Here is a 24,730-nt window from a genome sequence, read left to right on the forward strand (position 1 = left end):
GTGTCGGGGTCGGTGATCGTCGCGAACCGGCGCGCCACGACCCGGAACTGGTCCGCGTTGAGCAGGGATGCTTCGCGTAGGACCAGGCCTTCCCCGGTGACCAGTGTGCCGTCGGTGACTGCGTCCTCCAGCACCTGGGTGATGAGCTGGCGGGTGTGTTCACCGTCGGGGTCCTCGGCCGGGTCAGGGAAGTCGACCGGCACGGTCTGCACGAACTGCTCGGGGGTGGTGGTCTCACCGGTGCGGGTGTCGATCAGCCACGCCAACGCATCGGTGCGGGTCTCGCTGGTCGGCGCGACGTCGGTCATGACCTTCGCGTGGTCCGCGCCCAGGGTTCCCGCGACCAACCGCTCCCGGGTCCCGGGTAGGGCGGTCGCGAGGCGGCGGGCGATCGTCATGTCCTTACCTGCCGTGGACGCGGAGATGCCTTCCCGGAGCCGGAGCCAGGTCGTGAACGCGCGCGCCATCCCTCCTGAGCGCCAAAACCCGTCCGCTTCGATCCGGGGCAGCAACGTGTATCGGACCCCGTCCAGGCGAGCGGTCAGCCGACGAATCCGGGAATGGGCCTCCGCCAGGCGGCTAACGGCTGGGGCGTTCCATCCGTCCAGCACCTCAGGGTCGGTCAGCGCTCCCAGGTCATCCATCGCGCTTTCGAACCGGGCCAGTGCTTCCTCGATCGACTCAGCAGGAGGCAGACCGGGGCCCGGGGCGCCATCCGTTGACTTCGACTGCTCCACCGGTCCCACCCCCTCAGGCGCCTCTAGTTCTGACTTCCTCACTGCATCCATTATCTCGAACGCGCGTACGCACCGCATCGCCAAAATCAAATCTGTGGATAACCCTTCACGACCTCGTCGCGACCTCCCGGTCGCCGCGACGCCACTGCTGGCCGGACCAGAAATCCGACCGGACCCCGGCCGCTGGCGAACGTCGGACGATCGTGCGCCGGCATGCCGCGGTCCCCGGTCGCACACCCAGCGGTGTGCGACCGGGGACCGCGGTCGAGCGTCGTGTCGGTACTGGTCGTGTGGGCGTTGTCAGGCGATCTTGCGGCGGTAGGTGGTCATCGCGAAGCCGAAGGCGATGGCGAGGATGCCGATGCACCAGGCCAGGGCTACCCAGATGTCGGTACCGACGGGCTGCTGGGCGAGCAGGCTGCGGATGGCGTCGACGATGGAGGTCACGGGCTGGTTCTCGGCGAACCAGCGCACGGGACCGGGCATGGTCTCGGTGGGCACGAAGGCCGAGCTGATGAAGGGCAGGAAGATCAGCGGGTAGGAGAACGCGCTGGCGCCGTCGACGGTCTTGGCGGACAGGCCGGCGATGACGGCGAGCCAGGTCAGGGCGAGGGTGAACAGGATCAGGATGCCGGCGACCGCGAGCCAGGCCAGTACTCCGGCTCCGGAGCGGAAGCCCATCAGGAGCGCGACGAGCACGACGATCGTGAGTGAGACGAGGTTGGCGACCAGTGAGGTGAGCACGTGTCCCCACAGCACGGAGGAACGGGCGATCGGCATGGACTGGAAGCGTTCGAAGATGCCGCCCTGCATGTCCAGGAACAGCCGGTAGGCGGTGTAGGCGATGCCGGAGGCGATGGTGATCAGCAGGATGCCGGGCAGCAGGTAGTTGACGTAGCTGCTGTTGCCGGTGTTGATCGCGCCGCCGAAGACGTAGACGAACATCAGCATCATCGCGATGGGGGTCAGCGCGGTGGTGATGATGGTGTCGGGGCTGCGCAGGATGTGGGTCAGGGACCGTCCTGTCAGGACGGCGGTGTCACCGAAGAAGTGCTTGCTCATGGTCTCGTTCCTCACTTGTCCGCGCTGGCGGGGTCGTTGCTGGTGGTGTTGCTCGGTCCGACGCCGTTGGTGGTGCGGGAGGTGCCGACCGCGCCGTCGCCGCCGACGACCGCGAAGAACACGTCCTCCAGCGACGGCTGCTTCTCGACGTACTCGACCTCGGCGGGCGGAAGGAGGGCCTTGAGCTCGGCCAGCGTGCCGTTGACGATGATCGTTCCCTGGTGCAGGATCGCGATCCGGTCGGCGAGCTGCTCCGCTTCGTCCAGGTACTGCGTGGTCAGCAGCACCGTCGTGCCGCCCTGGGCGAGCTCCTTGACCGCGTCCCACACCTCGATCCGCGCCTCCGGGTCCAGCCCGGTGGTCGGCTCGTCCAGGAAGATGACCGGCGGGTTCCCGATCAGGCTCATCGCGATGTCCAGACGTCGCCGCATCCCACCGGAGTACGTGGCGGCCTTGCGGCCGCCGGCCTCCGTCAGGGAGAACCGGGCGAGCAGGTCGTCCGCGATGCGGCCGGGGTTGTTCAGGTGGCGCAGCTTGGCGACCAGGACGAGGTTCTCCCGCCCGGTCAGGACCTCGTCGACGGCGGCGAACTGCCCGGTCAGGCTGATCGACTCCCGCACGTCACCGGGCTGCGACGCGACGTCGAAGCCGTTCACGCTCGCACGGCCGGCGTCGGCCTTGAGCAGCGTGGACAGGATCTTGACCACGGTGGTCTTGCCGGCTCCGTTGGAGCCCAGCAGCGCGAAGATGCTGCCCCGCGCCACCTCGAACTCCACGCCCTTCAGGACATGCAGGTCCTTGTACGACTTCTCGATGTTCTGCACTCGGATCGCGGGCTCGCGGCTCCGCTCGGTGTGCGTGCTCATGTGCTTTCCCTTTCTGGGGGTGGTCTGGTGCGGGATGGTTCTGACCAGGGGTGGTTCTGAACGGTTTTTGGGTAGGGGGTAGCCAGGAAGGTGGTTCAGGTGTTTTTCGGGCCGACGGCGCCGGCCCGGGCTCAGGCCGGACAGGCCTCAGAGCTCAGGGGCGGCGGACGATGATGTCGCCCCAGCCCGTGCTGGCGTGGATCTCGGCGGTGGCCTCGTTCTCGACGGGGCCCTCCGTGGGGGTCAGCTGGTTGCGGACGGTGCCGTGCTCCGAGGCGACGTCGAGCCAGGCGGCGGTGCCCTCGGGCACGTTGGCCTCGATCGAGCCGTAGGACGTGGTGAGCGTGACGCTTCCGGACTCGACGCGGTCGACGCGGATGCCGGCGTGGGCCGACTTCACGCACAGGGTGCCGTGCACGCGGCCCACCGTGATCTCGGCGTGCGCGCCGACGATGTCCAGCGTTCCCGTCACTGCCCCGACCGTCGTGGTCCCGTTGCTGGCCCGGACGGTGCCCTCGCCGGAGAACTCGTTGATCCGGACGGCGCCGGAGCTCGCCTTCACGGTCGTGGGACCCGTGGCCCGGCCGACGATGACGGACCCGGCCGAGATCTTGAGGTCGAGGCGGGCGGCCTCGTCGACCCGGGCGTCGCCGCCGTTGAGCGTGAGGTCGACGGTGCCGAGCCGGCCCTCCGCATAGAGCGAGCCGGCCTTGCCGCTGAGGTGCGATCCGGTCGGCAGCTCGATGTTGACCAGCGCGCCGCCGGCCGTGAAGGGCAGGACGTACTGCTTCCAGGAGGACGGGTAGATGATCGTGACGGCGTCGCCGTCGCGCTGGACGCGGGTCTCCTCGGCGGCGCGCACGGAGCCCGACTTCGACGGGTCGGCGGGCAGGACCGTGACGACGACGTCGTCGCGCTCGCCGGCGATGACGTGCAGGTTGCCGAAGGGCACGTCCACGATGACCGGGACGGGGGAGGAGGTGGGGAAAGTGGGCATGACGACTCCAGGTGAGGGCGAAGGGCGGTGCGGAGTGGCTGTGCGGAGCGGCGGTGCGGCGGCGCCGAGTGGCGCTGCGGTGTCTACGTGGTGTCGCGGCGGGCGGTCATCGCACCCAGCCGGTGAGACGGTTCCCGCTCGGCAGCCCGGCGCCGGTCTGCGGCTCGGGCCGACCGGCGGGCTGGTCGAGCGCCGCGGCGACCGCCCGCACGAGCCAGGTGTTGACCGAGACGCCCTCGCGGGCGGCGGCGGCCTCCGCCTGCGTCTTGAGGTGATCGGGCAGGCGCAGGGTGGTGCGCGTGGTGGCGCCCGCGTCCGCGTCGGCGATCGCCGGTCCGGCGAACGGCTGCGCGGGTGCGGGTGCGGTTGCCGCGGCCGGTGCGGCCGGTGCGGCGACGGCGGCAGGCGCGGCGACGACGAACTCCGGCTCCCCGCCGCGCAGCCGAACGTCGACGGATCCGGGTGCGAGCTCCGCGGAGATCTCGCCCGCCGCGGCGGACAGGGCCTCGAGCAGGACGAGCCGCGCGGCGGCGTCGAGCGGGGCGGTCAGGCGGCCGGCGATCTCGCGGGCCTCGTCCCCGCCCGCGGCGGCCGCGGTGGAGAGCTGGTGCTGCAGCTCGTCGACATATCTCGTCAGGTCCATGACCCCACTATGACACCACTCGTGGTGTCAGTGCAAGACCCATGACGCCACCTATGACACCAAGGCGACGCCGGATGGTGTCACACGAATGAAGTTGCAGGTCAGGGGCCCGTCCCCGCGTAGCCGCCCGGCTCAACGAGCCCGTTCTCGTACGCGGCGATGACGAGCTGTGCGCGGTCATGGGCGCCCAGCTTCACCATGACACGGTTCACGTGCGTCTTGGCCGTGTGTGGGGAGATGTCCAGCAGCGCGGCGATATCGGTGTTGGAGCGGCCCGTACCGACCAGCGCCAGGACCTCCGACTCGCGCTCCGTCAGCTCGTGCAGCGCACGTGACGGCTCGCTCGTGCGCAGTCGTTCGGACCGCACGTAGCGGTCGATCAGCGTCCGGGTGGCGACGGGGGACAGCAGGGCATCACCCCGGTGGACCGCCCGGATCGCGGCGGCGATGTCGTCCCGCTCCGCGCCCTTGCCGATGAAGCCGCTCGCGCCGGCGCGCAGGGCGCCGACGATGTACTCGTCCTCCTCGAACGTGGTCAGCACCAGGACCCGGACCGCCGCGAGGTCCGGGTCCGCGCAGATCTCGCGCGTCGCGGCGATGCCGTCCAGGCCTGGCATCCGGATGTCCATCAGCACCAGGTCCGGACGTCGCTCGCGGGCGAGCGCGACCGCCTGGTGCCCGTCCGCCGCCTCGCCGGCGATGGTCAGCCCGTCGCTGTGGGTGATGAGGTCGGCGACCGCCGAGCGGATCAGCGCCTGGTCATCGGCGATGAGGACGGAGATCATGGGCGGCTCCCTGGCGTGGACGCTGGCGCGGGCGCGGGCCTAGAGGTGGGTGTGGGCAGGTCCGCGTCCAGCTCCCAGGAGCTGACGCCGCGCCGGCCGTGGGTGAGCGTGCCGCGCACCGACTCCACACGCTCGCGCGCCCCGACCAGGCCGTGCCCGCCGCCGTGCCCCGCACCCTGCCCCGCACCCGCACCCGGCCCCGCACCCGCACCCGCCGAAACCGGATTGGTCACCGTGACATGCAGCCGGTCGGGGTAGTACTCGAGCACGATGTGCGCACGGTGCTCGGCACCGTGCTTGTGGGCGTTGGTGAGCGCCTCCTGGATGACCCGCAGTGCGACGACGTCGACCGCGGCGGGCAGGTCGCGTGCCTCGCCCAGCCGGCGGACGGTGACGTCGAGGCCGTGGGCGCGGAACTGCGCCAGGATGTCGTCGAGCTGGGCCAGGCCGACGGGTCCGGCGCCCGGCGAATCGGGGTGGCGCAGCGTGGCGAGCAGGTCGCCGATCTGCGTGAGCACGGTCCGCGAGGCCTGGCGGATGACGGCGAGCGAGTGCTCGGCGTCGTCGGGCCGCTCGCGCAGCGCGGAGCCGGCGACACCGGCGTGCAGGTTGATGACGGCGATCTGGTGCGCGACGGCGTCGTGCAGGTCGCGGGCGATCGCGAGCCGGTCCTCCGCCACGCGCTGGTTGGCCAGCGCCTCACGGGTCGCCTCCGCACGCTCGGCACGCTCCGTGACCGCCAGGAACTGCTCGCGCTGCACGCGGACCAGGTCGCCCAGCGCGCCGAACAGCAGGACGAGGAGCAGGTACTGCATGGCCCCCCGGCCTGCGGCCAGGGCTCCGGCGACCGCGACGAGGACGCCGGCGGGAAGGGTCAGCCACAGGGCCTGCCGCCGGGTCAGCGTGCGGCTCGCCGTGAACGCGGCGATCGCGACGGCCAGCACGACGCCGGGATTGAAGAGTCCGAGAGGCACGCTGAGCCAGACGACGAGCACCGTCGCCGCGACCGTCGTGACGGGCAGCCGCCGGCGCAGCAGGAGCAGCGCTGCCGCGGCCGCGGCGCTGATCACGAGCCGGCTCTGCCAGTCCGGGGACAGGTCCTCCCGGACGGGGAGCGGGCTCGCGCAGACGACGGCGGCCGCGGCGACCGCGTGGCTGACCCAGGCATGTGCCCGGTGCGCGGGGCCGAACGGCAACCTGTCGCCTCGAAGCATCTCGTCCTCCGTCCGGTGGTGCCACCGGTCCGGCGGCGCCGTGCCAAGCATCCCGCACGCCGTACCCCGACGCGTCCCGCTCAGGTGGTATCCGGCTGTACCACCACGGCGGTACACGGGAGTCATCGCTGGGCCGATTCGTGGGGGAGCGATGTCGCCGAGAGTTGGTCACGTCATCACCTCCGGCAACACGAGAGAGGCGGCCGACGTGGTCTCCCCACTGCTCTCCGTCAGCAATCTGCACAAGACCTACGGCTCCGGCCCCAGCGCCTTCGAAGCGCTCAAGGGCCTCGACCTGGACATCGCCGAGGGCGAGTCCATAGCGATCATCGGCAAGAGCGGGTCGGGCAAGTCGACCCTCATGCACCTGCTCGCGCTCCTCGACCGGCCGACGTCCGGGTCCATCATGCTGGACGGGACCGACACGTCCAGGCTCTCGGCCAAGCAGCTCAACCAGACGCGCAACAGTGCCTTCGGGTTCGTCTTCCAGCAGTTCTTCCTCAACGCCCAGGCCAGCGTGCTCGACAACGTGACGCTCCCGCTGAAGATCGCCGGGGTCGGACGCCGCGAGCGCACCGCCCAGGGGATCGCCGCCCTGGCCCAGCTCGAGATCGACGACAAGGCGGGCAACCGGGCCAACGACCTGTCCGGCGGCCAGAAGCAGCGCGTGGTCATCGCCCGCGCGCTGATCAACCAGCCGCGGGTGATCTTCGCCGACGAGCCGACCGGGAACCTGGACACCGCCACTGGCGCCGTCGTCGAGGACATCCTCTTCGACCTCAACCGCCGGAGGGGGATCAACCTGGTGGTCGTCACGCATGACGAGGAGCTGGCCTCCCGCTGCGACCGGAGGATCTACATCCGCGACGGTCTGATCGCCGCGCGCGAGGCGGTGGCGGCATGAGAGGCGTCGACGTTCTCAGCACCGCCTTCAAGAACGCCTTCCGGTCCAGGCTGCGTACCAGCCTGACGGTCCTCGCGATCTTCATCGGCGCCTTCACGCTGTCCCTGACCAACGGTCTGGGCACCGGCATCAACCAGTACATCGACGACACGGTCGCCTCCGTCGGGGTCGACGACGTCATGACCGTCACCAAGGCGAGCGAGGAGGAGCCCACCGACGGCCCGGCCGAGTACGACCCGAACCAGATCGCAGCGGACGGAGCGCCCGGCGCGACGGCCACCGCCCTGACCGACGACGACATCGACACCATCGCCGGTATCGACGGCGTGGAGAGCGTCGAGCCGAGCAAGAGCGTCATGGTCGACTACGTCCGGCACGACGACGGGACGAGGTACCAGCTGTCCGTCGCGGAGTTCGTGCCCGGGATGAGGATCGAGCTGGTGTCCGGCGAGCAGGTGGACCTCGACGCGTCCGATCCCGAGCTGGTGCTGCCCGAGAGCTATGTCGAGCCGCTGGACCTGGGTTCCGCGGCCGACGCCGTCGGGCAGACCGTCGTGCTCGCCGTCACCGACGCCACCGGCGAGCAGGTGACGACCGAGGCGACCGTCGTCGGAGTCGCCGAACCCGGCGTGCTCACCATGGGCGGCGCGGTCCCGAACGACGTCCTCGCGGCAGAGCTCTACGACCTGCAGACCACGGGGGCGCCCGAGGCGGAGACCACCCGCTACGCGGAGGCCTCGGTCTCGTTCGACACGAGCGGCGGCGCGACGCAGACCGAGGCCCTGCAGGATCGCCTGGCCGACGCCGGTTTCACCGGCAGCACGCTGGAGGACCAGCTCGGCACGATCACGGCCGTCATCGACGGCATCGTGCTCGTGCTCAACGGGTTTGCGGTGATCGCGCTGGTCGCGGCCGGCATCGGCATCGTCAACACGCTCTTCATGGCGGTCCAGGAGCGGACCCGTGAGGTCGGGCTCATGAAGGCCATGGGCCTCTCGAGCGGCCGCGTCTTCTCCCTGTTCAGCATCGAGGCGGTGGTGATCGGGCTGGTCGGCAGCGCGCTGGGCGTGCTCGGGGCGGTCGGTGCCGGGCAGCTCGTGAACGGCGTCTCCGGGGACCTGCTGGCGGACCTTCCCGGCCTGACCCTCATCGCCTTCGACCCGGTCGGCGTCGCCACGGTGGTGCTCGGCGTCATGGCCATCGCGTTCCTCGCCGGCACGCTGCCCGCGCTGCGGGCCGCGCGCCAGGACCCGATCTCGTCGCTGCGGTACGAGTGAGGGCGGCAGCCGCCCAGGTCACCCTCGTGACCTGGGCGGCTGACCCGCCGGCGGTACGGCTCACCCGTTTCCTACGAGGTCGGGAGCCTGCCGCGCGGTTACTTTCGGGCTCTCGGTCCGTGCCGACCGGCACATCGGGGGTCGAGCCTCATGGAGGACGTCGAAAGTAGGACTGATCATGGACTTCTGGGACTTCTTCTGGCTGATGGTCTACAGCTTCTTCTTTCTGGCCTACCTCATGGTGCTCTTCCAGGTCATCGCCGACCTCTTTCGCGACAAGGAGCTCTCGGGGTGGTGGAAGGCACTGTGGATGGTCTTCCTGATCTTCCTGCCCGTCCTCACCGCGTTCGTCTACCTGATCGCGCGCGGCAGGGGAATGGCGCGGCGACAGAGCGAGCTGGTCGTCCAGGCACGTTCCGAGACGGAGAACTACATCCGCGAGGTGGCCACCACGGCGCCCGCCGACCAGATCGCGAGCGCCAAGGCCCTCCTGGACGCCGGCACCGTCACGCCGGGGGAGTACGAGCGGCTCAAGGCGAAGGCGCTCGCCTGAGCGGCTGGGCTCATGCTCGTAGCGTTCCTGTGGGGGGCGGTCGGCGCGGCGGCACTGCTGGTCGGTGCCCTCGTCGCCTATGCGGGGGCGCCGAGCCGCCGGTTCATCGCCGTGGTCATGGCGCTCGGCGCGGGGCTGCTCATCGGGTCGGTCGCCTTCGAGCTGGTCGACGAGGCGGTCAAGACCGCTTCCGTGGCTCTCGTGGGGCTCCTGACGCTGCTGGGGGCGGCCACCTTCACGGTCGGTGACTGGTGGCTGTCCCGCCGTGGCGGCGGCGAGCGCAAGGACGCGAGCGGGGCCCAGGCTGCCGGGGCTCCGCTCGCGATCGTCTTCGGGTCCGTGCTCGACGGCATCCCGGAGTCGTTCGTCCTGGGGCTGACGGTACTCGAGGGCAACGTCAGCGTCGCGCTGCTCGCGGGCGTCGTCCTCAGCAACTTCCCCGAGGGGCTGTCCTCGTCGAGCGGCCTGCGGGCGGCAGGCTGGACGCGCTCGCGCGTGCTGTGGATGTGGTCGGTGGTCATCCTCGTGGCGGCGGTGAGCGCCGCTCTCGGCTACCTCCTGCTCGACCCGGCCGGCAGCCGGACCGGGGCGCTCGCCCAGGGCTTCGCCGCGGGGGCGCTGCTCGCGATGGTGTCGAACACCCTGCTCCCCGAGTCGTACCGGGAGGAGGGGGTGGCCACCGGCTCGCTGGTGGCAGTCGGCTTCGCGGTCTCCCTGATGCTGTCGGCGATCTAGCAGAGATGCGGGTGGGCGAGCCCGGTGCCAGCGTGGACGTGTCGCCGACCATCCCAACGGCGCGTCCCTACGGCGCGTCCAGCGCATCCCTACAGCGCGTCCCTACGACACGGCAGGAGGACCCGACGATGAGAGCACTCACGTGGCAGGGCCGGGAGCACGTCAGCGTCGAGACGGTCCCCGATCCGCGGATCGTGGAGCCGAACGACGCGATCGTCCGCGTGACCTCGACGGCGATCTGCGGGTCCGACCTGCACCTGTACAGCGTGCTGGGCGCGTTCCTCGACAGCGGCGACGTGCTCGGGCACGAGGCGATGGGCGTGGTCGAGGAGGTCGGCCCGGAGGCCGGCGACCTCCGCGTCGGCGACCGCGTCGTCGTGCCGTTCGGGATCGCCTGCGGGCACTGCTGGATGTGCCGGCACGGCCTGCAGTCCCAGTGCGAGACCACGCAGGTCACCGCCGAGGACAGCGGCGCGGCGCTGTTCGGCTACACCAAGCTCTACGGGCAGGTGCCCGGCGGCCAGGCGGAGTACCTCCGGGTGCCGCAGGCGCAGTACGGCCCCGTCGTCGTGCCCGACGACGGCGAGCCCGACGAGCGCTACCTGTACCTCTCGGACGTGCTGCCCACGGCGTGGCAGGCGGTCGAGTACGCGCAGGTGCCCGACGGCGGGTCGGTGGTCGTGCTCGGCCTCGGCCCGATCGGCCAGATGGCGGCCCGGGTGGCCGCCCACCGCGGAGCCGGGCTCGTGATCGGCGTGGACCTGGTGCCCACGCGGCTCACGATGGCGGCGAACCACGGTGCCACCGTGCTCAATTCCCAGCGGGAGGACATCCTCGGCGCCGTCCGGGACCTCACCGGGGGGCGCGGGGCCGACGCGGTGATCGACGCCGTCGGCATGGAGGCGCACGGTTCCCCGCTCGCCGAGGCCATGCAGAAGGCCGCGGGGCTCCTGCCCGACGCCGTCGGCCGGCCGCTGATGAAGAAGGCGGGTACGGATCGTCTCGCCGCGCTCTACACGGCGATCGAGCTGGTGCGCCGCGGCGGCGTCATCTCCCTCTCCGGCGTGTACGGCGGCGTGCGCGACCCGCTGCCGATGCTGCGGCTGTTCGACAAGCAGGTGACGATCCGGCAGGGACAGGCCAACGTGCGGCGCTGGACCGATGATCTGCTCCGGCTCGTGGCCGACCCGGCGGACCCGCTCGGTGTGCTCGACCTCGAGACGCACCGCTGGCCGCTCGAACGCGCGCCGGAGGCGTACGCCATGTTCCAGCGCAAGGAGGACGGCTGCGTGAAGGTGGTGCTCGACCCCGCGGCCTGAGCCAGGCCGTCTGGCAGCGAGCTCTTCAGGCGGCCGCCTCCGCCGCGGTCCGCAGGTCGGCGACGAAGGCGTCGAACGTCGCGCCGAACTCGGCGCGGTCGCGCAGCCGCAGCAGCGCGGACGGGTGCGTGGTGATCAGCACGTCGTGCGTCTCGCCGTCGAGCACCTGGCCGCGCTCGGCGCCGATCCGCACCGCACGGCCCAGCACCGCCCGGGCCGCCGTCGCGCCCAGTGCGACCACCACGCGCGGCCGCACCGCCGTCAGCTCCGCCTCCAGCCACGGGAGGCACGCCCGGATGTGCGCGACGTCGGGCTTCTTGTGCAGCCGCCGCTTGCCCCGCTCGGTGAACCGGAAGTGCTTGACGGCGTTGGTCACGTACACCTCGTCGGGAGCCATGCCGGCGGCGTGCAGCGCGTCGGCCAGCACCCGGCCGGCGGGGCCGACGAACGGCTCGCCCTCCTGGTCCTCGCGGTCACCCGGCTGCTCACCGACCAGGGCCAGCGCCGCGTCGTCCGGCCCGGCCGAGAAGACCGCCTGGGTCGCCGGGCCCCACAGCTCGCAGCCCCGGCAGTCGTGCACCGCCCGGGCAAGCGTTCCGACGTCGGCGCTCGCGGGCACCCACTCCTGGGCGCCCGGTCGGGCGGGCTTGGTTCGGGCAGTTCCGGCTCGTGGCACGGGGCACCTCCTCGGCTTGCTCCTCCAGCCTGTCGTGACCCCGGTCCGCTCGCTACGCGAGCCGAACGCCCACGCCCGGTGAGTGCATATGACACTCCACGCATAGCGGACCGGGTGATATCGAGGGAGTATGACCCGGTGCCGACGGTCACTGGTCAACAACACAAAGCAGAGATCCCCGGAGCGGATGCCGGGGTAGCTGGTGTCGACGTCGGGGGGACGGGATCGCGCCTGCGGGTCGACACCGGCCGGCCCGGCGGGATCTACGAGCTCACGGGTCCACCGGCCGGCGTCGTCGCCGGGCGCTCGACGGTACCGGACGTGGTGCGCGACCTGTGCCGCGGCTTCGCCGCGCAGTTCGGCGGGCGTCCCCGGGTCGCGGCGGCAGCCGTCGGCATGCGCGGGTTCCGCTCGCAGACCCAGGCCGGGAGCCTCGACCCGAACCGCGTGCACGACATCCTCGCGGAGGAGCTGCGCACCACCGCGACCGCCGTGTCGAGCGACGCCGTCACGGCGCACCTGGGCGCCCTCGGCCCCGGGCCGGGTGCCACCCTCGCCGTCGGGACCGGCGCCGTGGCCGTGGCGTGCGACGACGTCGGTCGGTGGCACCTCGCGGACGGGATGGGTCCGCACGTCGGTGACAACGGCGGTGGCGCGTGGATCGGCCGCCGCGGGCTTGACGCGGCGGCCCGGTCGATGGACGGCCGGCGCATGGGTGCGTCGCCGATCCTGGTCCAGGCGGCCGAGCGGCACTTCGGACGGCGGGAGCGGTGGACGGACGTCACCGACGTGTCCCTGTTCGCCGGGTTCGCGCCACAGGTCATCAGCGCGGCGAGCCGGGGGGATGTCGCATGCCGCGAGATCCTCGACGAGGCGGCCCGGTCGCTCGCGGACGGGCTGTGCGCCGTGCTGAGCCATCCGGGCGTCGAGCCGGTCGCGGTCACCACGGGCAAGCTCCTGATGCACGCGCCGTCGTTCCGGTCGATGGTGCTCCAGCACCTCCTGGAGAAGCGCGACGACGTGCGGGTGCAGCCCAGTGCCGGACTGCCGCTCGACGGCGCGCTGAGCCTGGCCAGGATGCTGGCCGCCCACCCGGCGGTGGTCCGGGAGCACGTTCCCCTGCTGGCGGTCCGGATCGGTGCGGCGGACTGGCTGGACGACTCCATCACCATGCCGCGCGTGGTGCTCCCGGTCGTCCGGCCGATGCGGGTGGAGAGCGAGCCCACGGCGTGGGCCGTCGAGATCCGTTCGGACTTCGAGTGGTCGGCCGACCAGCTGCTGGAGGACGTCGACGGGCCGACGGCTCCCACTGCCGCCGTCGTGCCGCTGACGGGCGAGCGCCTGGTGGTGGGCCGTGCGTCGCGCAGCCGCGGCGTCGTGCCCGACATCGTCTGCGAGGACACCGGCGTCTCCCGCCGACACTGTGAGCTCGCCTGGGTGGAGGGCGGCTGGAGCGTCATCGACCTCGGGTCGGCCAACGGCACCTACGTCGCGGCGCGTGGCGAGGCGGTCCCGGCGGAGCCGTTGCGGTCCGGGGAGCGGCGCTGGCTGGCCGACGGCGACCGCATCTACGTCGGCGGCTGGACCTGCCTGACGGCACGTGCCGTCACCGCGAACGTGCGACCCACGGCCGATCGGGTCGCCGGTAGGTGAGGACGAGGCGGGCTCTGGACGAGAGGGCTCTGAACGAGGCAGCCTCTGCGCAAGGTAGACCCTGGGAGAGGGCGCCAGGTCTGCTGAAGTTCGTTCGCCCTGGGCCCTCATAGTTCGCGTGAGCTGAACAGTTCAGCTCACGCGACAAACACCTGCCCGGGCCGAACGTAGTTCAGCCCACCTGGCACCCACCGCACGACCATGCCGGGCCTGTCGGGCGGCTGTCGGCTGCAGGCGGGCCGGATGGTGGGCCGGATGGTGGGGCGGATTTCATCTGGACCGTTCCCGGGTCGGCTCCTAGGTTGGCGCCATGTCCGGAATCGAGCTCGCCCGCGCCTACTGGGCCGACGTCGTCCGTCCGATCCTGGACCGGAAGCTGCCCGACGTGCCGAGGGCGGCCGGCCGGCTCGGCACCGGTTCGGACGTGCTGGGCCTCGACGACGCCACGTCCCGAGACCACGACTGGGGGCTGCGTCTGACGGTGCTGGTCCCTGCTGACCGGGCCGCGGAGGTCGACGACGTCCTGACCGCGTCGCTCCCCACCTCGCATCAGGGACTGCCGACGGCGTTCCCGCTGACCTGGGACCCGAGCGTCCGGCACCGGGTCGAGGTGACGACGACGGCGGAGCTGGTGCGGTCGCGCACCGGACTCGCCAGAGGCACCGCTCTCGGCACCGCCGCCCTGAGCGTCACCGACTGGCTGTCCTTCACCGGGCAGTCCGTGCTGGAGATCACGGCCGGTCCGGTGTTCGAGGACACGTCCGGCGAGCTCACCGCCCTGCGCGACCTGCTGGCCTGGTACCCGCACGACGTGTGGCTGCACGTCCTGGCGGCCGACTGGAACCGGATCGAGCAGGAGCTGCCGTTCGTCGGCCGTACGGGGCAGCGGGGTGACGACCTCGGCTCCCGGCTGATCGCCGCGCGGCTGATCACGGCGCTGGTCCGGCTCGGCTTCCTGCTGGAGCGGCGCTGGCCGCCGTACCCCAAGTGGGCGGGGACCTTGTTCGGGCGGCTGCCCGTGGCCGCGTCGGCGGGCGGGCACCTGGTGGACGCGCTGGCCGCACCGACCTGGCAGGAGCGCGACGCGGCCCTGCGCTCGGCGTGCGAGGCGCTGCACGACCGGCAGCGCGCCGCCGGGCTGCCGGCGCTGGACGGGACGGCCTGCGAGCCGTTCTTCGACCGTCCCTTCACCGGGCTGCGTGACGTGCCGGGGGTGCTGCGCGGGGCGATCACCGATCCGGAGGTGCGGGCGCTGTCGCACCGCGGGGGAGTCGAGCAGTGGGTGGACGACGTCGGGACGCTCACCGACCCCGGCGTGCGGACCCGGCTGGCCGCCAGCGGCTGAGGGCCTGTGGACGACGGCGCGGTGAATGTCGCTGGTCCGACGTACCCTGACCGGCGATGATTACTCGTGCAGAGGGTGCGTACCTGGGCGCGCTCCGGGCTTTCCAGGAGCCGATGCTGGACCTCCTTCACCGGAGGTATGCGCCGCTGGTCGTGTCGCTGCTGTCTCTCGTGTTCACGCCCGAGCGTCCGACGGTGCCGGTGGCGGAGGCGCACACCGAGATCGGTGACGCGCTGGACCAGCTGCGCGCGCAGGGGTACGAGCTCAACGCGGACGGCACCCGTGCCATCCCGCTCGGCAGCGCCCGGGAGCTGTGCCGGCAGTGGTCCGACGTCGGCTGGCTGAAACGCCAGATCGTCGACGGGGACGTCGAGGTCTACCAGCTCTCGGCGCACGCCGTCGGGGCGCTGGAGGTCGCCGGACGGGCCGGCGGCACACGGGCGCGGGTCTCGGAGTCGCGGGTCCGTACCCTCCTGGACGCCGTCGAGCGGCTGGCCCAGGATGCCGACCCGGACGTGCTGGTCCGGATGTCCCGGCTGGACACCCAGATCAAGCGGCTCCAGGAGGAGCTCGACCGGATCCAGCGCACTGGCGAGGTCGACGAGGTGGACGACGAGATCCTGCTGGAGGAGGCGGAGAACGTCCTGCACCTGGTGCGCGAGCTGCCCGCGGACTTCGCGCGTGTGGCGGAGTCGATCCGCGCGATGCAGCGGGACGTGGTGACGGCGCTGCGACAGGACGAGCGGCCGTCGGGCGACGTCCTGCGCGAGTACCTGGAGCGGGGCGAGCAGGTGATGAACGCGACGCCCGAGGGTCGGGCGTTCGCGGGCGCGCTGCGGCTGATCGGCGACCCGGAACGCATCGACGAGCTGTCGGTGCAGCTCGACACGGTGCTGCGGCACCGCTTCACGGGAAGCCTGCCCGGGCACCAGCGTGCCGAGCTGCGGGACGTGGCCCGCCGCATCGAGCAGGGGGTCGCGGAGGTGATCAAGGCTCAGCGCCAGGCGTCCCACGTCATCACGACCCAGGTGCGCAACCACGACCCGCTGCGCGACCGGCAGGTCGACGAGCTGCTGCGCGAGGTCATGATCGGCTTCCAGGCGTGGATGCCGTCGACCCGCCGGAGCCAGGACGTCGACCCGGTGCGGCGGCTGCCGGTGGCCGACGTCGCGCACCTGCGCCAGTCGACGAGCGACCTGAGCCCGCCCCAGCCGCCCGTCCCGCTCCAGGCGCAGGACGACGACGGCGACACCGGCATGGAGGACGGGGCCCGCGAGTGGGGTGGCCCGCACTACGCGGAGCTGCGTGACCACCTCGCGTCGTTCGCCGACGCCGGTCAGGGCGACGGCGGCAAGGATGGCAACGACGGCGTGGACCTCGCAGCGGTGTTCACGGCGGCACCGCAGCACATCCGCCGGCCCGTCGACCTGCTCGGGCTGCTGGAGATCGCGCACCACAACGGCATGACCGAGACCGACCAGGTAGCGCTCGTCGAGGCAGTCCGGCCCGACGGGTCGCGCCGGAGGTTCGCGTTCGGCGGCGTCACGGTACGGGCCACGGAAGACACCGGGCAAGAGACCAGGGAAGACACAGATGACTGAGACCACCGTCGAGCAGCAACCACCCGCTGAGGAGGCCGGCGGCGGGTTCATCGACCCGGTGCCGATGGAGGAGGATCCCGCCCAGCTGTTCGCGGGCGACTCCGGAACCCTCGACGCGGCGGTGCGGCGGGTACTGGTCCGGCTGCTGCAGCGCAGGTTCCTGGTCGCCGACCGGAACCCGTCGCAGTGGCGCACGCTCCTGGAGAACCAGCAGGTGATCGAGTCGCGGCTCCACGACCTGTTCGTGCACCTCGTCGTCGACCACGACCGCGGCATCGCGTACAAGAAGCAGGTGCGGTCGGCCGAGCTCGACGTCCCGATCCTGCTGAAGGACGACCCGTACAGCCGGGCCGAGACGCTGGTGCTCGTCCACCTGCGCACCGTCTTCCAGCGGGAGCGGGGAGCCGGGGAGGCGTCGGTCCGGGTGGACGTCGAGGAGGTCGAGCAGACGGTGCTGACCTTCTTCGACCCCGACGACAAGAACCTGGCCGCCCGGCAGACGGAGATCCGCAACGCCGTGCGCCGGCTGGAGAAGGAAGGGCTCATCGAGGAGGAGTCCGAGGGCCGGTACCGCGTCACACCGCTGGTCGAGATAGTGCTCAGCAACGAACGTCTCGTCGAGCTGCGGGACTGGCTGCGCCGCCAGAACGAGGAGGACCAGCGATGACCATGATCGACACCCTGTTCGGGATGATCCCTGCCACCTCGACCGGGCAGCAGTGGGTGGCGCGCGACCTCCAGCTCGTCAACTGGGGCGGCTACGACGGCCACCACCGGGTACGCCTCGCCCCCACGGCGACCCTGCTCTCCGGTGGCTCGGGCTCGGGCAAGTCGACGCTGATGGACGCCTACATCGCGCTCCTCATGCCGCACACCACCCCGTTCAACGGCGCCTCGAACGGCAGCGTCGTCGGCCGCCCGCGTGGCAAGGACCAGCGCAACATCCTGTCGTACGCGCGCGGCAAGATCGACGAGTCGCGGACCGACGACGGCACCCGCCACCGCGTGCTGCGCGGCGACGGGCGTGACACGTGGTCCGCGATCGCGATGACCTGGGCGGACCAGTCCGGCACCCGATTCACCGCCGTCCGCGCCTGGTACATCCCCGCCGCCGCCCGCACGCTCGAGGAGGTCACCGCCCTGCGCGCCACGTGCGAGGGGGACTTCGACCTGCGCGACCTCGAACCGGCAGCGGCGCAGCGACTCGCCCGGACCGCCGTCACGCACGCCGGACTGGCCTCCTTCGACACCGACCGGGAGTTCACCGCCCGCCTGCACTCGACGCTCGGCATCGGCGCCTCGGGCGACGGCAACAAGGCGGTCGCACTGCTCGGCCGCATCCAGGCCGGCCAGCAGATCACGACCGTCGACGCCCTGTACAAGGCCATGGTCCTGGAGGAACCCGACACCCTGGCCAAGGCCGACGAGGTCGTCGAGCACTTCGACGAGCTCGCCGGCACCCGCGAGCAGATGATCACCGCCCGGCAGCAGGTGGGCGCGCTCTCGTCCATCCGCGAGCACCACAGGGCCATCGGCGGAGCGAGCGAGCGACTCCGGGTCATCGACGAGATCGGCTCCTTCGCCGACGCCGCGTCACCCGCCGCGCTCTGGCGGCACGAGCGGCGCCTCGGCCTGCTGCGCGCCGTCGAGCACGACCTCCAGGCCGCACAGCGCGAGGCGCTGGCGCTCGCGGAGGAGACCGGCGCCCGGATCACCGCGGCGAAGTCGGAGCTGGACGGCGTGCAGGAGACGCTCCGTGCCTCGGGCGGGGACCGGCTCGCCACCGCGCAGCGCGAGCTGAAGGGCGTCGACGCGCGGCTCGCCGACGTCGTGCGCGCCCGCGGCCGCCTGGACCGCGCCCTGGGCGTGCTGGACACGTCCGTCTCCACGGAGGCCGAGTTCTCCGCCGTCTCCGCCCGCGCCAGGGCCGCCCTGGACGACGCCGGTGCGAAGAAGGCAGCACGGGACGCGTTCGGCGAGGCGATGTCGGCGCGCAACGCCGCCCGCGCTCGCCTGACCGAGCTCGAGGCGGAGCGGACGGCGGCCGCCGAGCGGCGGGGCAACATCCCCGACCACCTCCATCGCGCCCGCGCCGCGCTGGCCGACGCCGCCGGGCTCACCCCCGAGGACCTGCCCTTCGTCGGCGAGCTCCTGGAGGTCCGCACCGAGTTCGAGCCCTGGCGCGGTGCCTTCAACCTGGCGCTCGGCGGCTTCGCGACCAAGATGCTCATCGACACCGCCCGCATCCAGGCGTTCCGCAAGGCCATCGACAGCGTCCCGACGTCCACCCGGGTCCGGTTCGAGGGCGTTCCCACCGGAGTACGCGACGACGTCCGGCTCGACTCCCGGACCCTCCCGGGCCGACTCGACGTACGGAGCGGACCCTTCGCAGGCTGGCTCAAGCACGAGCTGGCGCAGCGCTTCGCCTACGTCTGCGTGGACACCCCCGGGCAGCTTGCCCAGCACAAGATGGCGCTCACCCGCTCCGGCCAGCAGTCCGAAGGACACCGCGGAGCGCACGGCGGCAACCTGCGCGGGAACGTCCTGGGCTTCACCAACGGCCGGCTGCTGGCCGACCTCGACGAGCAGATCGGCCAGGCCCGGCAGCACCTCGCGGACGTCGAGCAGCGCGTGGCCGACGCCGACGCGCAGCTCAACCGGCACGACGACGAGCTCGACGCGTACCGCACCGTCACCGGGCTGACCTGGGACCAGGTGGACGTCGTCGCGGTCGAGGCCGAGCAGGCACGCTGGGCCAAGGCGATCGAGGAGGTCACCGCCGGCAACCCCGAGATCTCCCGCCTGCGCGAGCAGGCCGGCACGCTCGAGAGGCTGATCGACGGCCTCAACCAGGACCTGGGCAAGACCAACGCCCAGGTGGGGGCGCTCAAGGACCGCTGGGCGGAGATCACCGACGAGGTCGACGTCGCCCAGCAGGCCCTGGACGACGCCGAGCAGGCGGGCGTCGTCGTCGGGCCGGACCAGCACGACTACCTCGACAGCCTGTTCCGCGCCACCGACGCCGACACCACGGACGGCGGGGCGGCCGCGGCGCTGGCCGGCTTCGACGGTGCGCTGCGGCAGGCCACCGAGCGGCTCAAGGCCGACCGGGAGGCCGCGCAGACCGCGCTCGGCACGGCCCGGGAAGCGCTGCGCAGGACGTTCGAGAACTTCAAGGAGCGCTGGCAGGACCCCAACCTGGGGACCGACCCGGAGGCGTCGTTCGGCGACTACGACCGGATCCTGACGGACCTGGAGACGAACGGCCTCCACGAGCTCGAGGCCGACTGGCGCAACAGCCTCCTGCGGCTGTCCGGGAACGACCTCGCGGACCTGCACAGCGCCTTGGCGGGCTCCGTCCGCGAGATCAAGGAGCGGATCGGCCCGGTCAACGACATCCTGGCGGACCTGCCGTTCGCCGACGACCGGCACCGGCTCCGGATCGACGCGCGGGACAACCAGTCTGCCGTCGTCGGGGCGTTCCGCAAGGAGCTGCGCACCCTGCGCGACTCGCTGTCCCGTGATGCGACGGGCCAGGAGGCCACCGACGCCGAGCGTGAGCGCCGCTACCTGCGGATGGCCCGGGTGATCGACCGGATCCGCCGGACCGCGCCGGACTTCGCCGACCTCGTGGACGTGCGGCGGCACGTGCGGCTCAGCGCCGAGAAGGTGGACCTCGACGGCAACCACGTGGCCCACTACGACGGTATCGGCGAGAAGTCGGGCGGTGAGTCCCAGGAGCTGGTCGCCTTCATCGTCGGCGCGGCCCTGCGGTACCAGCTGGGTGACGCCGGGGCCGAGCGCCCACGCTACGCGCCGGTGTTCCTGGACGAGGCCCTCATCAAGGCCGACGCGAGGTTCACGGGCCGGGCCGTCGGCGCGTGGCGCGGCCTGGGCTTCCAGCTCGTCATCGGGGCGCCGAACGACAAGTACAGCGCCCTCGAGCCGCACGTCGACATGAAGTACATCGTGCTCAAGGACGCCTCCGGCCGGTCCCGGACGAAGGCGGTGGCAGGCATCGAGATCCCGGCAGAGCCGGCCTGACGACGGGACCGGCGCGTCAACCCGGCGCGTCACCCCGCGCTGTCCTCGAGCATCGGCGGGCAGGTGCCCCCGGGCTCGGTCAGGAGCTCGAAGTGCCAGATCTCGTTCGCGTACACCTGGCACAGTCCGTACTCGGCGCCGTGCTGGATCAGCCAGTAGTCGGCTTCGGTCGGCCCGATGTCGACGGCCTTGCCGCCGATGTGCCGGGAGGTCTCCGGTGTGGCGACGACGCGGCGGGCCGCCTCCAGGCTGCCGTGCTTCCGGACCGCCGCGTCGAGCAGCTGCTGCTGGTAGGCGGCGCTGCGCCAGCCGCTGGTGATCCAGAAGTCGATGTCGTCGGCCGCCGCGTCGGCGGCGGCCTGGCGGACGGCGTCGGCGAGCGCCGGGTCGAGGCCCGTGATCGCGGGGAGGTCGTCGTCGAGCGTCGCCACGCCGTCGGGTATCTCGCCGCCCTCGACGCCGGTCGCGCCGGACGACGAGGCGCCGGGGTCCAGCGCGTCGTCGACGGCCTGGATGACCGGTGAGTCGGCGCGGTCGAGCAGGGGATAGACGCCGAAGACGGCGGCGAGGACGGTCACGCCGACGATGGCGACCGCCATCGGGCGCCGGTCCCTCCAGGGTGCGCGCGGGGCGCTGACGTGGGCCGGGGGCTGGGTGAGCTGCTGTCGAACCATGCCCATAGCCCACCGGGGGCGGCGTTGCCACGGTGTCTGCGTTTTTCGATACGGCCGCGATATGCCGGCGCGCCCGTTGGTCAGGTGTGCGCGGACGTCAGGCGTGCGCCGGCGGGAGCAGCACCGTGACGCGGAGTCCGCCGTCGGGCCGCGGGGTGAGGGTGAGCGTGCCGTTGTGAGCGGTGACGATGCTCCGGACGATCGCCAGGCCGAGGCCGACACCCGCGTGGTCGCCGCTGACGCGTCCGGTGCCGCGCTGGAACGGCTCGGTGAGCGTCGAGACGAGGTGCGGCGTGAGCGGTTCGCCGGTGTTCTCGACGGTGAGCGCCACGGTCGTGGGGCCGACTCCGGTCGTGACCCGCACGCTGCCTCCCTCGGGACGGTTGTGGACTATCGCGTTGTGGACGAGGTTGGTGGTCATCTGCAGCAGGAGCGCGTACGAGCCGACGGCGGGGGCGACGTCGCCGGAGGTCTCGATGGTGAGCCCGCGTTTCTCCGCCAGGGGGAGGAGCGTCTCGGTGGCCTCTTCCGCGATGAGGGACAGGTCGACGTGCTCCCGGGTGAACGACCGCTGGTCGGCGCGGCTGAGCACGAGCAGAGCCTCGGTGAGGTCGATCGCGCGGGTGTTGACGTACCGGAGGCGCTCGACCAGCTCGCCGGTGTCGCGGCTGGGATCGCTGCGCGCGACCTCGAGCAGGGTCTGGGTGATCGCCAGGGGCGTGCGCAGCTCGTGGGAGGCGTTGGCGGCGAATCGCTGCTGCTCGGCGATGTGGTCCTCGAGCCGCGCGAGCATGCCGTCGAACGTGTCGGCCAGCTCGCGGAACTCGTCCTTGCGGCCCTCCAGCTGGATCCGGTGGGACAGCGACCCGTCCGTGGCGAGGCGTGCGGCATGGGTGATGCGCCGCAGCGGGCTGAGCATGCGACCGGCGAGGACCCACCCGCCCAGGAGCCCGAACACCAGCAGGAACGCCAGCGCGACCAGCGCCCGTGGGAAGAAGGCCCGCGTCAGGTCCTCCTGATCGGGGATGAACACCGAACCGAGGCCGTCGCCGGGCACCGGCCCGCCGGGGGTGTAGATCTCCTCGGGCACGTACCGCAGCAGGAACACCCACACCACCGCGAGCAGCAGGACGCTGGCGATCATGAGGAACCCGGCGTAGCTGAGAGTGAGCTTGAGCCGGACGCTCATCCCGGGCGCCCTCGCCATGGCCCGGTTGTGCGTGGCCCAGCTATCCACGGTCGGCGCCCTCACGTCCCGTGCCTGCTCTGTCGCCCGAGATATCGCCGGCCCCGCCGCTCGAGCCGGTGTCGATGCGGTAGCCGACGCCGGGCACCGTCGCGATGATCCAGGGTTCGCCGAGCCGCTTGCGCAGCGCCGAGACCGTGATCCGCACGGCGTTGGTGAACGGGTCCGCGTTCTCGTCCCAGGCACGCTCCAGCAGCTCCTCGGCGCTGACGACGCCGCCCCCGGCGGCGACGAGGACCTCGAGCACGGCGAACTGCTTCCTGGTGAGCGCGACGTAGCGGCCGTCCCGGTAGACCTCTCGTCGGAAAGGGTCCAGCCGGACACCCGCGATCTCGCTGACCGGGGGCCGGGCCACCGCACGCCTGCGGTCGAGCGCCCGCAGGCGCAGCACGAGCTCGCGGAGCTCGAACGGCTTGGTGAGGTAGTCGTCGGCGCCGAGCTCGAACCCGGAGGCCTTGTCGTCGATCCGGTCGGCGGCGGTCAGCATGAGGATGGGGATGCCGCTCCCGGAGGCGACGATGCGCCGGGCGACCTCGTCCCCGGACGGACCGGGGATGTCGCGGTCGAGGACCGCGAGATCGTAGGAGTTGATGCTGAGGAGCTCCAGGGCGGAGTCGCCGTCGCCGGCGATGTCGGCGGCGATGGCCTCCAGCCGAAGGCCGTCCCGGACGGCTTCGGCCAGGTAGGGCTCGTCCTCCACGATCAGCACGCGCATACCGGCAGCCTAGGTCGTGAGCGCGGCGCGCCGCCGGGCGACCGTCGCCGGGGACAAGGAGTGCCACCACGGACGGGACACCAGCGCGGCCAGCCCGGCGCCGACGGAGTTCAGCAGCACGTCGTCCACGGAGGTGACCCGGTCCAGCCGCAGGACGAGCTGGGCAACCTCGATCACGATCGAGCAGCCCGCCGCGAGCGCCAGGACGCGCGGCACCGACCGCAGTGCCGCGAACCGCAGCGGGGCGAGCGCTCCGACGGCCGCGAACACGAGCAGGTTGCCGACGATCCCGCCGGCGCCCATGGTGGCCAGGTCCTGGAGCGGGACCAGGCTCAGCCGGCCGGGGACGACGCCTGCCCCGCTGCCCGGCAGCACGGTGATCCAGACCCACGGCACCGTCCCGTAGACCATGCCGACCTCGGCGAGCGACGTCCGCCACGCCGCCGCCGTGCCGAGGGCGCGCCGGCGACGGTGGGCGAGGGCCCAGGTCGTCAGCGCCGCCACGGGCAGCGCGGCGAGCGTGATGAGGGCGATGCCGTTGAACGTGGTGACCCACACGTGCCAGTCGGACGTGCCCAACGGCACGGACAGCATCCTCAGCACCATCCTGCCCGGGAGGAAGACGGCGATCGTGAGGCCGAGGACCGTGAGTCCGATGAGCACGGCCCGGCGTGCGGTGCGCGCCGGGGCCGCAGCGGGCCCGGCGTCCGGTGGCGCGCCCGGTGACGTGTCGGGGTTCATGCGCCCAGTGAAGCGCATGGCTTGTTGCCGCGTCGTATGGGTTTTTCGATACGCCCGCGATATGCCGGGTGTGATCGGCCGACCGCGTGGTCCTTCGAGCGCGCGGCCGGCCAACCCTGCCGGGCACGGGCCTATCCGGCAGCCTGGAGCTGCGGGTACAGCGCCGACAGCGGTCCGGACAGCGCCTGCTTGACCTGGCGGCTCGTCTCGTCCGCGAGGACCTCGGGCTCGCCCGCGTCCAGGCCGTCGTAGATCGCCGCCACCATGTCGCGCGGGTCCTCCTTCGGCACGTCGAGGGCGGCGATCATCGGCGTGTCCGTGTAGCCGAGGTGCGCGCCCAGCAGGTGCGTCCGCTGCTCCAGCAGCTCCACGCGCAGCGCGTTGCTGAACGACCAGAAGGCGGCCTTGGTCGCCGAGTAGGTGCCGGTGGCGAGCCAGCTGAGGGCGGAGTGCACGTTGATGATGCTGCCACCGCCGTTGCGGGCCAGGACCGGCGCGAACGCCTGGGTGACCGCGAGCTGCGCGAACACGTTGGTCTCGAACACGGATCGGACGGCGTCCAGCGGGGTGCTCAGGACCGGCCGCCCGGAGTCACCGATGCCCGCGTTGTTGATCAGCACCGTCGTGTCGGAGGCCTGCTCGGCCGCCGCCGCTGTCGAGTCGGGGGAGCCGATGTCCAGCGGCAGCGGCACGATGCGCGGGTCGTCCCACTCCCGCGGCGTGCGGGCGGTGGCGTACACCTTGGCCGCGCCGCGCTGGAGGGCCTCGGCGACGAACGCACGGCCGAGGCCGCCGTTGGCGCCGGTGACCAGGACCACTGCGTTCTTGAGGGTAGTCATGAGGACGGGCTCGCTTCCATGAGGACCGGCCGGACCTGAACCAGGTCTGGGTTGGTATCGCCAACTTAGCAAGCCTGGATTGGAAACAACAACCCAGCCGGCTA

General features: G+C 72.0%; 23 protein-coding genes. 10 read left to right on the forward strand and 13 right to left on the reverse strand.

The features are described 5' to 3' along the window. The 7 genes from LUU90_RS14010 to LUU90_RS14040 all read right to left on the reverse strand — a co-directional run. Positions 1-815: DUF222 domain-containing protein (locus LUU90_RS14010; protein ID WP_342470269.1), on the reverse strand; the 815-nt coding region annotated here is incomplete at its 3' end. 222 nt (positions 816-1,037) lie between these two features. Beyond that, a complete protein-coding gene (locus tag LUU90_RS14015) occupies positions 1,038-1,799 on the reverse strand; it encodes an ABC transporter permease (protein WP_275004054.1) in 762 nt (253 codons plus the stop codon). Positions 1,800-1,810: 11 nt separating this feature from the next. Further along, a complete protein-coding gene (locus tag LUU90_RS14020; RefSeq protein ID WP_275004055.1) occupies positions 1,811-2,665 on the reverse strand; it encodes an ABC transporter ATP-binding protein in 855 nt (284 codons plus the stop codon). Positions 2,666-2,819: 154 nt separating this feature from the next. Then, positions 2,820-3,662, reverse strand: coding sequence for a DUF4097 family beta strand repeat-containing protein (locus tag LUU90_RS14025; RefSeq protein ID WP_275004056.1), 843 nt, complete (start codon positions 3,660-3,662; stop codon positions 2,820-2,822). Positions 3,663-3,768: 106 nt separating this feature from the next. Then, positions 3,769-4,305, reverse strand: a complete 537-nt coding sequence (locus tag LUU90_RS14030) for a toxin-antitoxin system HicB family antitoxin (RefSeq protein WP_275004057.1) — start codon at positions 4,303-4,305, stop codon at positions 3,769-3,771. A 101-nt stretch (positions 4,306-4,406) separates the two neighbouring features. Continuing rightward, positions 4,407-5,090, reverse strand: a complete 684-nt coding sequence (locus tag LUU90_RS14035) for a response regulator transcription factor (RefSeq protein WP_275004058.1) — start codon at positions 5,088-5,090, stop codon at positions 4,407-4,409. After that, positions 5,087-6,304 carry a histidine kinase gene (locus tag LUU90_RS14040; RefSeq protein WP_275004059.1) on the reverse strand — a complete coding sequence of 406 codons (1,218 nt, stop codon included), beginning with the start codon at positions 6,302-6,304 and terminating at the stop codon, positions 5,087-5,089. Before LUU90_RS14040 ends, LUU90_RS14035 begins: the two co-directional genes overlap by 4 nt. A 220-nt stretch (positions 6,305-6,524) precedes the next feature. Between LUU90_RS14040 and LUU90_RS14045 the strand changes: the two genes are divergently transcribed. The 5 genes from LUU90_RS14045 (at position 6,525) to LUU90_RS14065 (ending at position 11,092) form a co-directional block, all read left to right on the forward strand. Then, a complete protein-coding gene (locus LUU90_RS14045; RefSeq protein WP_425596242.1) occupies positions 6,525-7,208 on the forward strand; it encodes an ABC transporter ATP-binding protein in 684 nt (227 codons plus the stop codon). Then, entirely contained in the window at positions 7,205-8,485 is a 1,281-nt protein-coding gene (locus LUU90_RS14050; RefSeq protein WP_275004061.1) for an ABC transporter permease, read from the forward strand. Before LUU90_RS14045 ends, LUU90_RS14050 begins: the two co-directional genes overlap by 4 nt. 178 nt (positions 8,486-8,663) lie before the next feature. Then, positions 8,664-9,038, forward strand: a complete 375-nt coding sequence (locus LUU90_RS14055; protein WP_275004062.1) for a PLDc N-terminal domain-containing protein — start codon at positions 8,664-8,666, stop codon at positions 9,036-9,038. A gap of 12 nt (positions 9,039-9,050) precedes the next feature. Further along, on the forward strand, positions 9,051-9,773 hold the full coding sequence (locus LUU90_RS14060; RefSeq protein WP_275004063.1) for a ZIP family metal transporter: 723 nt from the start codon (positions 9,051-9,053) through the stop codon (positions 9,771-9,773). A 128-nt stretch (positions 9,774-9,901) separates the two neighbouring features. Beyond that, on the forward strand, positions 9,902-11,092 hold the full coding sequence (locus tag LUU90_RS14065) for a zinc-dependent alcohol dehydrogenase (protein WP_275004064.1): 1,191 nt from the start codon (positions 9,902-9,904) through the stop codon (positions 11,090-11,092). A 25-nt stretch (positions 11,093-11,117) separates the two neighbouring features. On the opposite strand, the gene LUU90_RS14070 is transcribed toward LUU90_RS14065, so the two are convergent. Next, a complete protein-coding gene (locus LUU90_RS14070; RefSeq protein WP_275004065.1) occupies positions 11,118-11,768 on the reverse strand; it encodes a UdgX family uracil-DNA binding protein in 651 nt (216 codons plus the stop codon). 138 nt (positions 11,769-11,906) lie between these two features. On the opposite strand from LUU90_RS14070, the gene LUU90_RS14075 reads away from it, so the two are divergent. The 5 genes from LUU90_RS14075 to LUU90_RS14095 all read left to right on the forward strand — a co-directional run bounded on the left by LUU90_RS14075 (position 11,907) and on the right by LUU90_RS14095 (position 20,411). Further along, a complete protein-coding gene (locus tag LUU90_RS14075; RefSeq protein ID WP_275004066.1) occupies positions 11,907-13,421 on the forward strand; it encodes a BadF/BadG/BcrA/BcrD ATPase family protein in 1,515 nt (504 codons plus the stop codon). Between the two features lie 310 nt (positions 13,422-13,731). Then, positions 13,732-14,766 carry a DUF4037 domain-containing protein gene (locus LUU90_RS14080; RefSeq protein ID WP_275004067.1) on the forward strand — a complete coding sequence of 345 codons (1,035 nt, stop codon included), beginning with the start codon at positions 13,732-13,734 and terminating at the stop codon, positions 14,764-14,766. Positions 14,767-14,822: 56 nt separating this feature from the next. Then, the gene (locus LUU90_RS14085; protein ID WP_275004068.1) at positions 14,823-16,367 is read left to right on the forward strand and encodes a DUF3375 domain-containing protein; all 1,545 of its coding nucleotides are present in this window, start codon (positions 14,823-14,825) and stop codon (positions 16,365-16,367) included. Then, a complete protein-coding gene (locus LUU90_RS14090; protein ID WP_275004069.1) occupies positions 16,360-17,034 on the forward strand; it encodes a DUF4194 domain-containing protein in 675 nt (224 codons plus the stop codon). The genes LUU90_RS14085 and LUU90_RS14090 overlap by 8 nt, the downstream gene beginning before the upstream one ends. Further along, the gene (locus LUU90_RS14095; RefSeq protein ID WP_275004070.1) at positions 17,031-20,411 is read left to right on the forward strand and encodes an ATP-binding protein; all 3,381 of its coding nucleotides are present in this window, start codon (positions 17,031-17,033) and stop codon (positions 20,409-20,411) included. Before LUU90_RS14090 ends, LUU90_RS14095 begins: the two co-directional genes overlap by 4 nt. 29 nt (positions 20,412-20,440) lie before the next feature. Here LUU90_RS14095 and LUU90_RS14100 read toward each other — a convergent pair whose 3' ends face one another. The 5 genes from LUU90_RS14100 to LUU90_RS14120 all read right to left on the reverse strand — a co-directional run bounded on the left by LUU90_RS14100 (position 20,441) and on the right by LUU90_RS14120 (position 24,626). Further along, positions 20,441-21,085, reverse strand: a complete 645-nt coding sequence (locus LUU90_RS14100) for a M15 family metallopeptidase (protein WP_275004071.1) — start codon at positions 21,083-21,085, stop codon at positions 20,441-20,443. 97 nt (positions 21,086-21,182) lie between these two features. After that, positions 21,183-22,274 carry a sensor histidine kinase gene (locus tag LUU90_RS14105; RefSeq protein ID WP_275004443.1) on the reverse strand — a complete coding sequence of 364 codons (1,092 nt, stop codon included), beginning with the start codon at positions 22,272-22,274 and terminating at the stop codon, positions 21,183-21,185. Between the two features lie 40 nt (positions 22,275-22,314). After that, entirely contained in the window at positions 22,315-23,046 is a 732-nt protein-coding gene (locus LUU90_RS14110; RefSeq protein ID WP_275004072.1) for a response regulator transcription factor, read from the reverse strand. Between the two features lie 9 nt (positions 23,047-23,055). Beyond that, positions 23,056-23,787 (reverse strand): VanZ family protein, encoded by a 732-nt coding sequence (locus LUU90_RS14115; protein WP_275004073.1) that lies wholly within the window; start codon positions 23,785-23,787, stop codon positions 23,056-23,058. A 131-nt stretch (positions 23,788-23,918) separates the two neighbouring features. Beyond that, positions 23,919-24,626: an SDR family oxidoreductase gene (locus LUU90_RS14120; protein ID WP_275004074.1), complete on the reverse strand. Its 708-nt coding sequence runs from the start codon at positions 24,624-24,626 to the stop codon at positions 23,919-23,921. Positions 24,627-24,730: the final 104 nt, after the last annotated feature.

Source organism: Promicromonospora iranensis, from assembly GCF_028994775.1.
Lineage (GTDB): Bacteria > Actinomycetota > Actinomycetes > Actinomycetales > Cellulomonadaceae > Promicromonospora > Promicromonospora iranensis_A.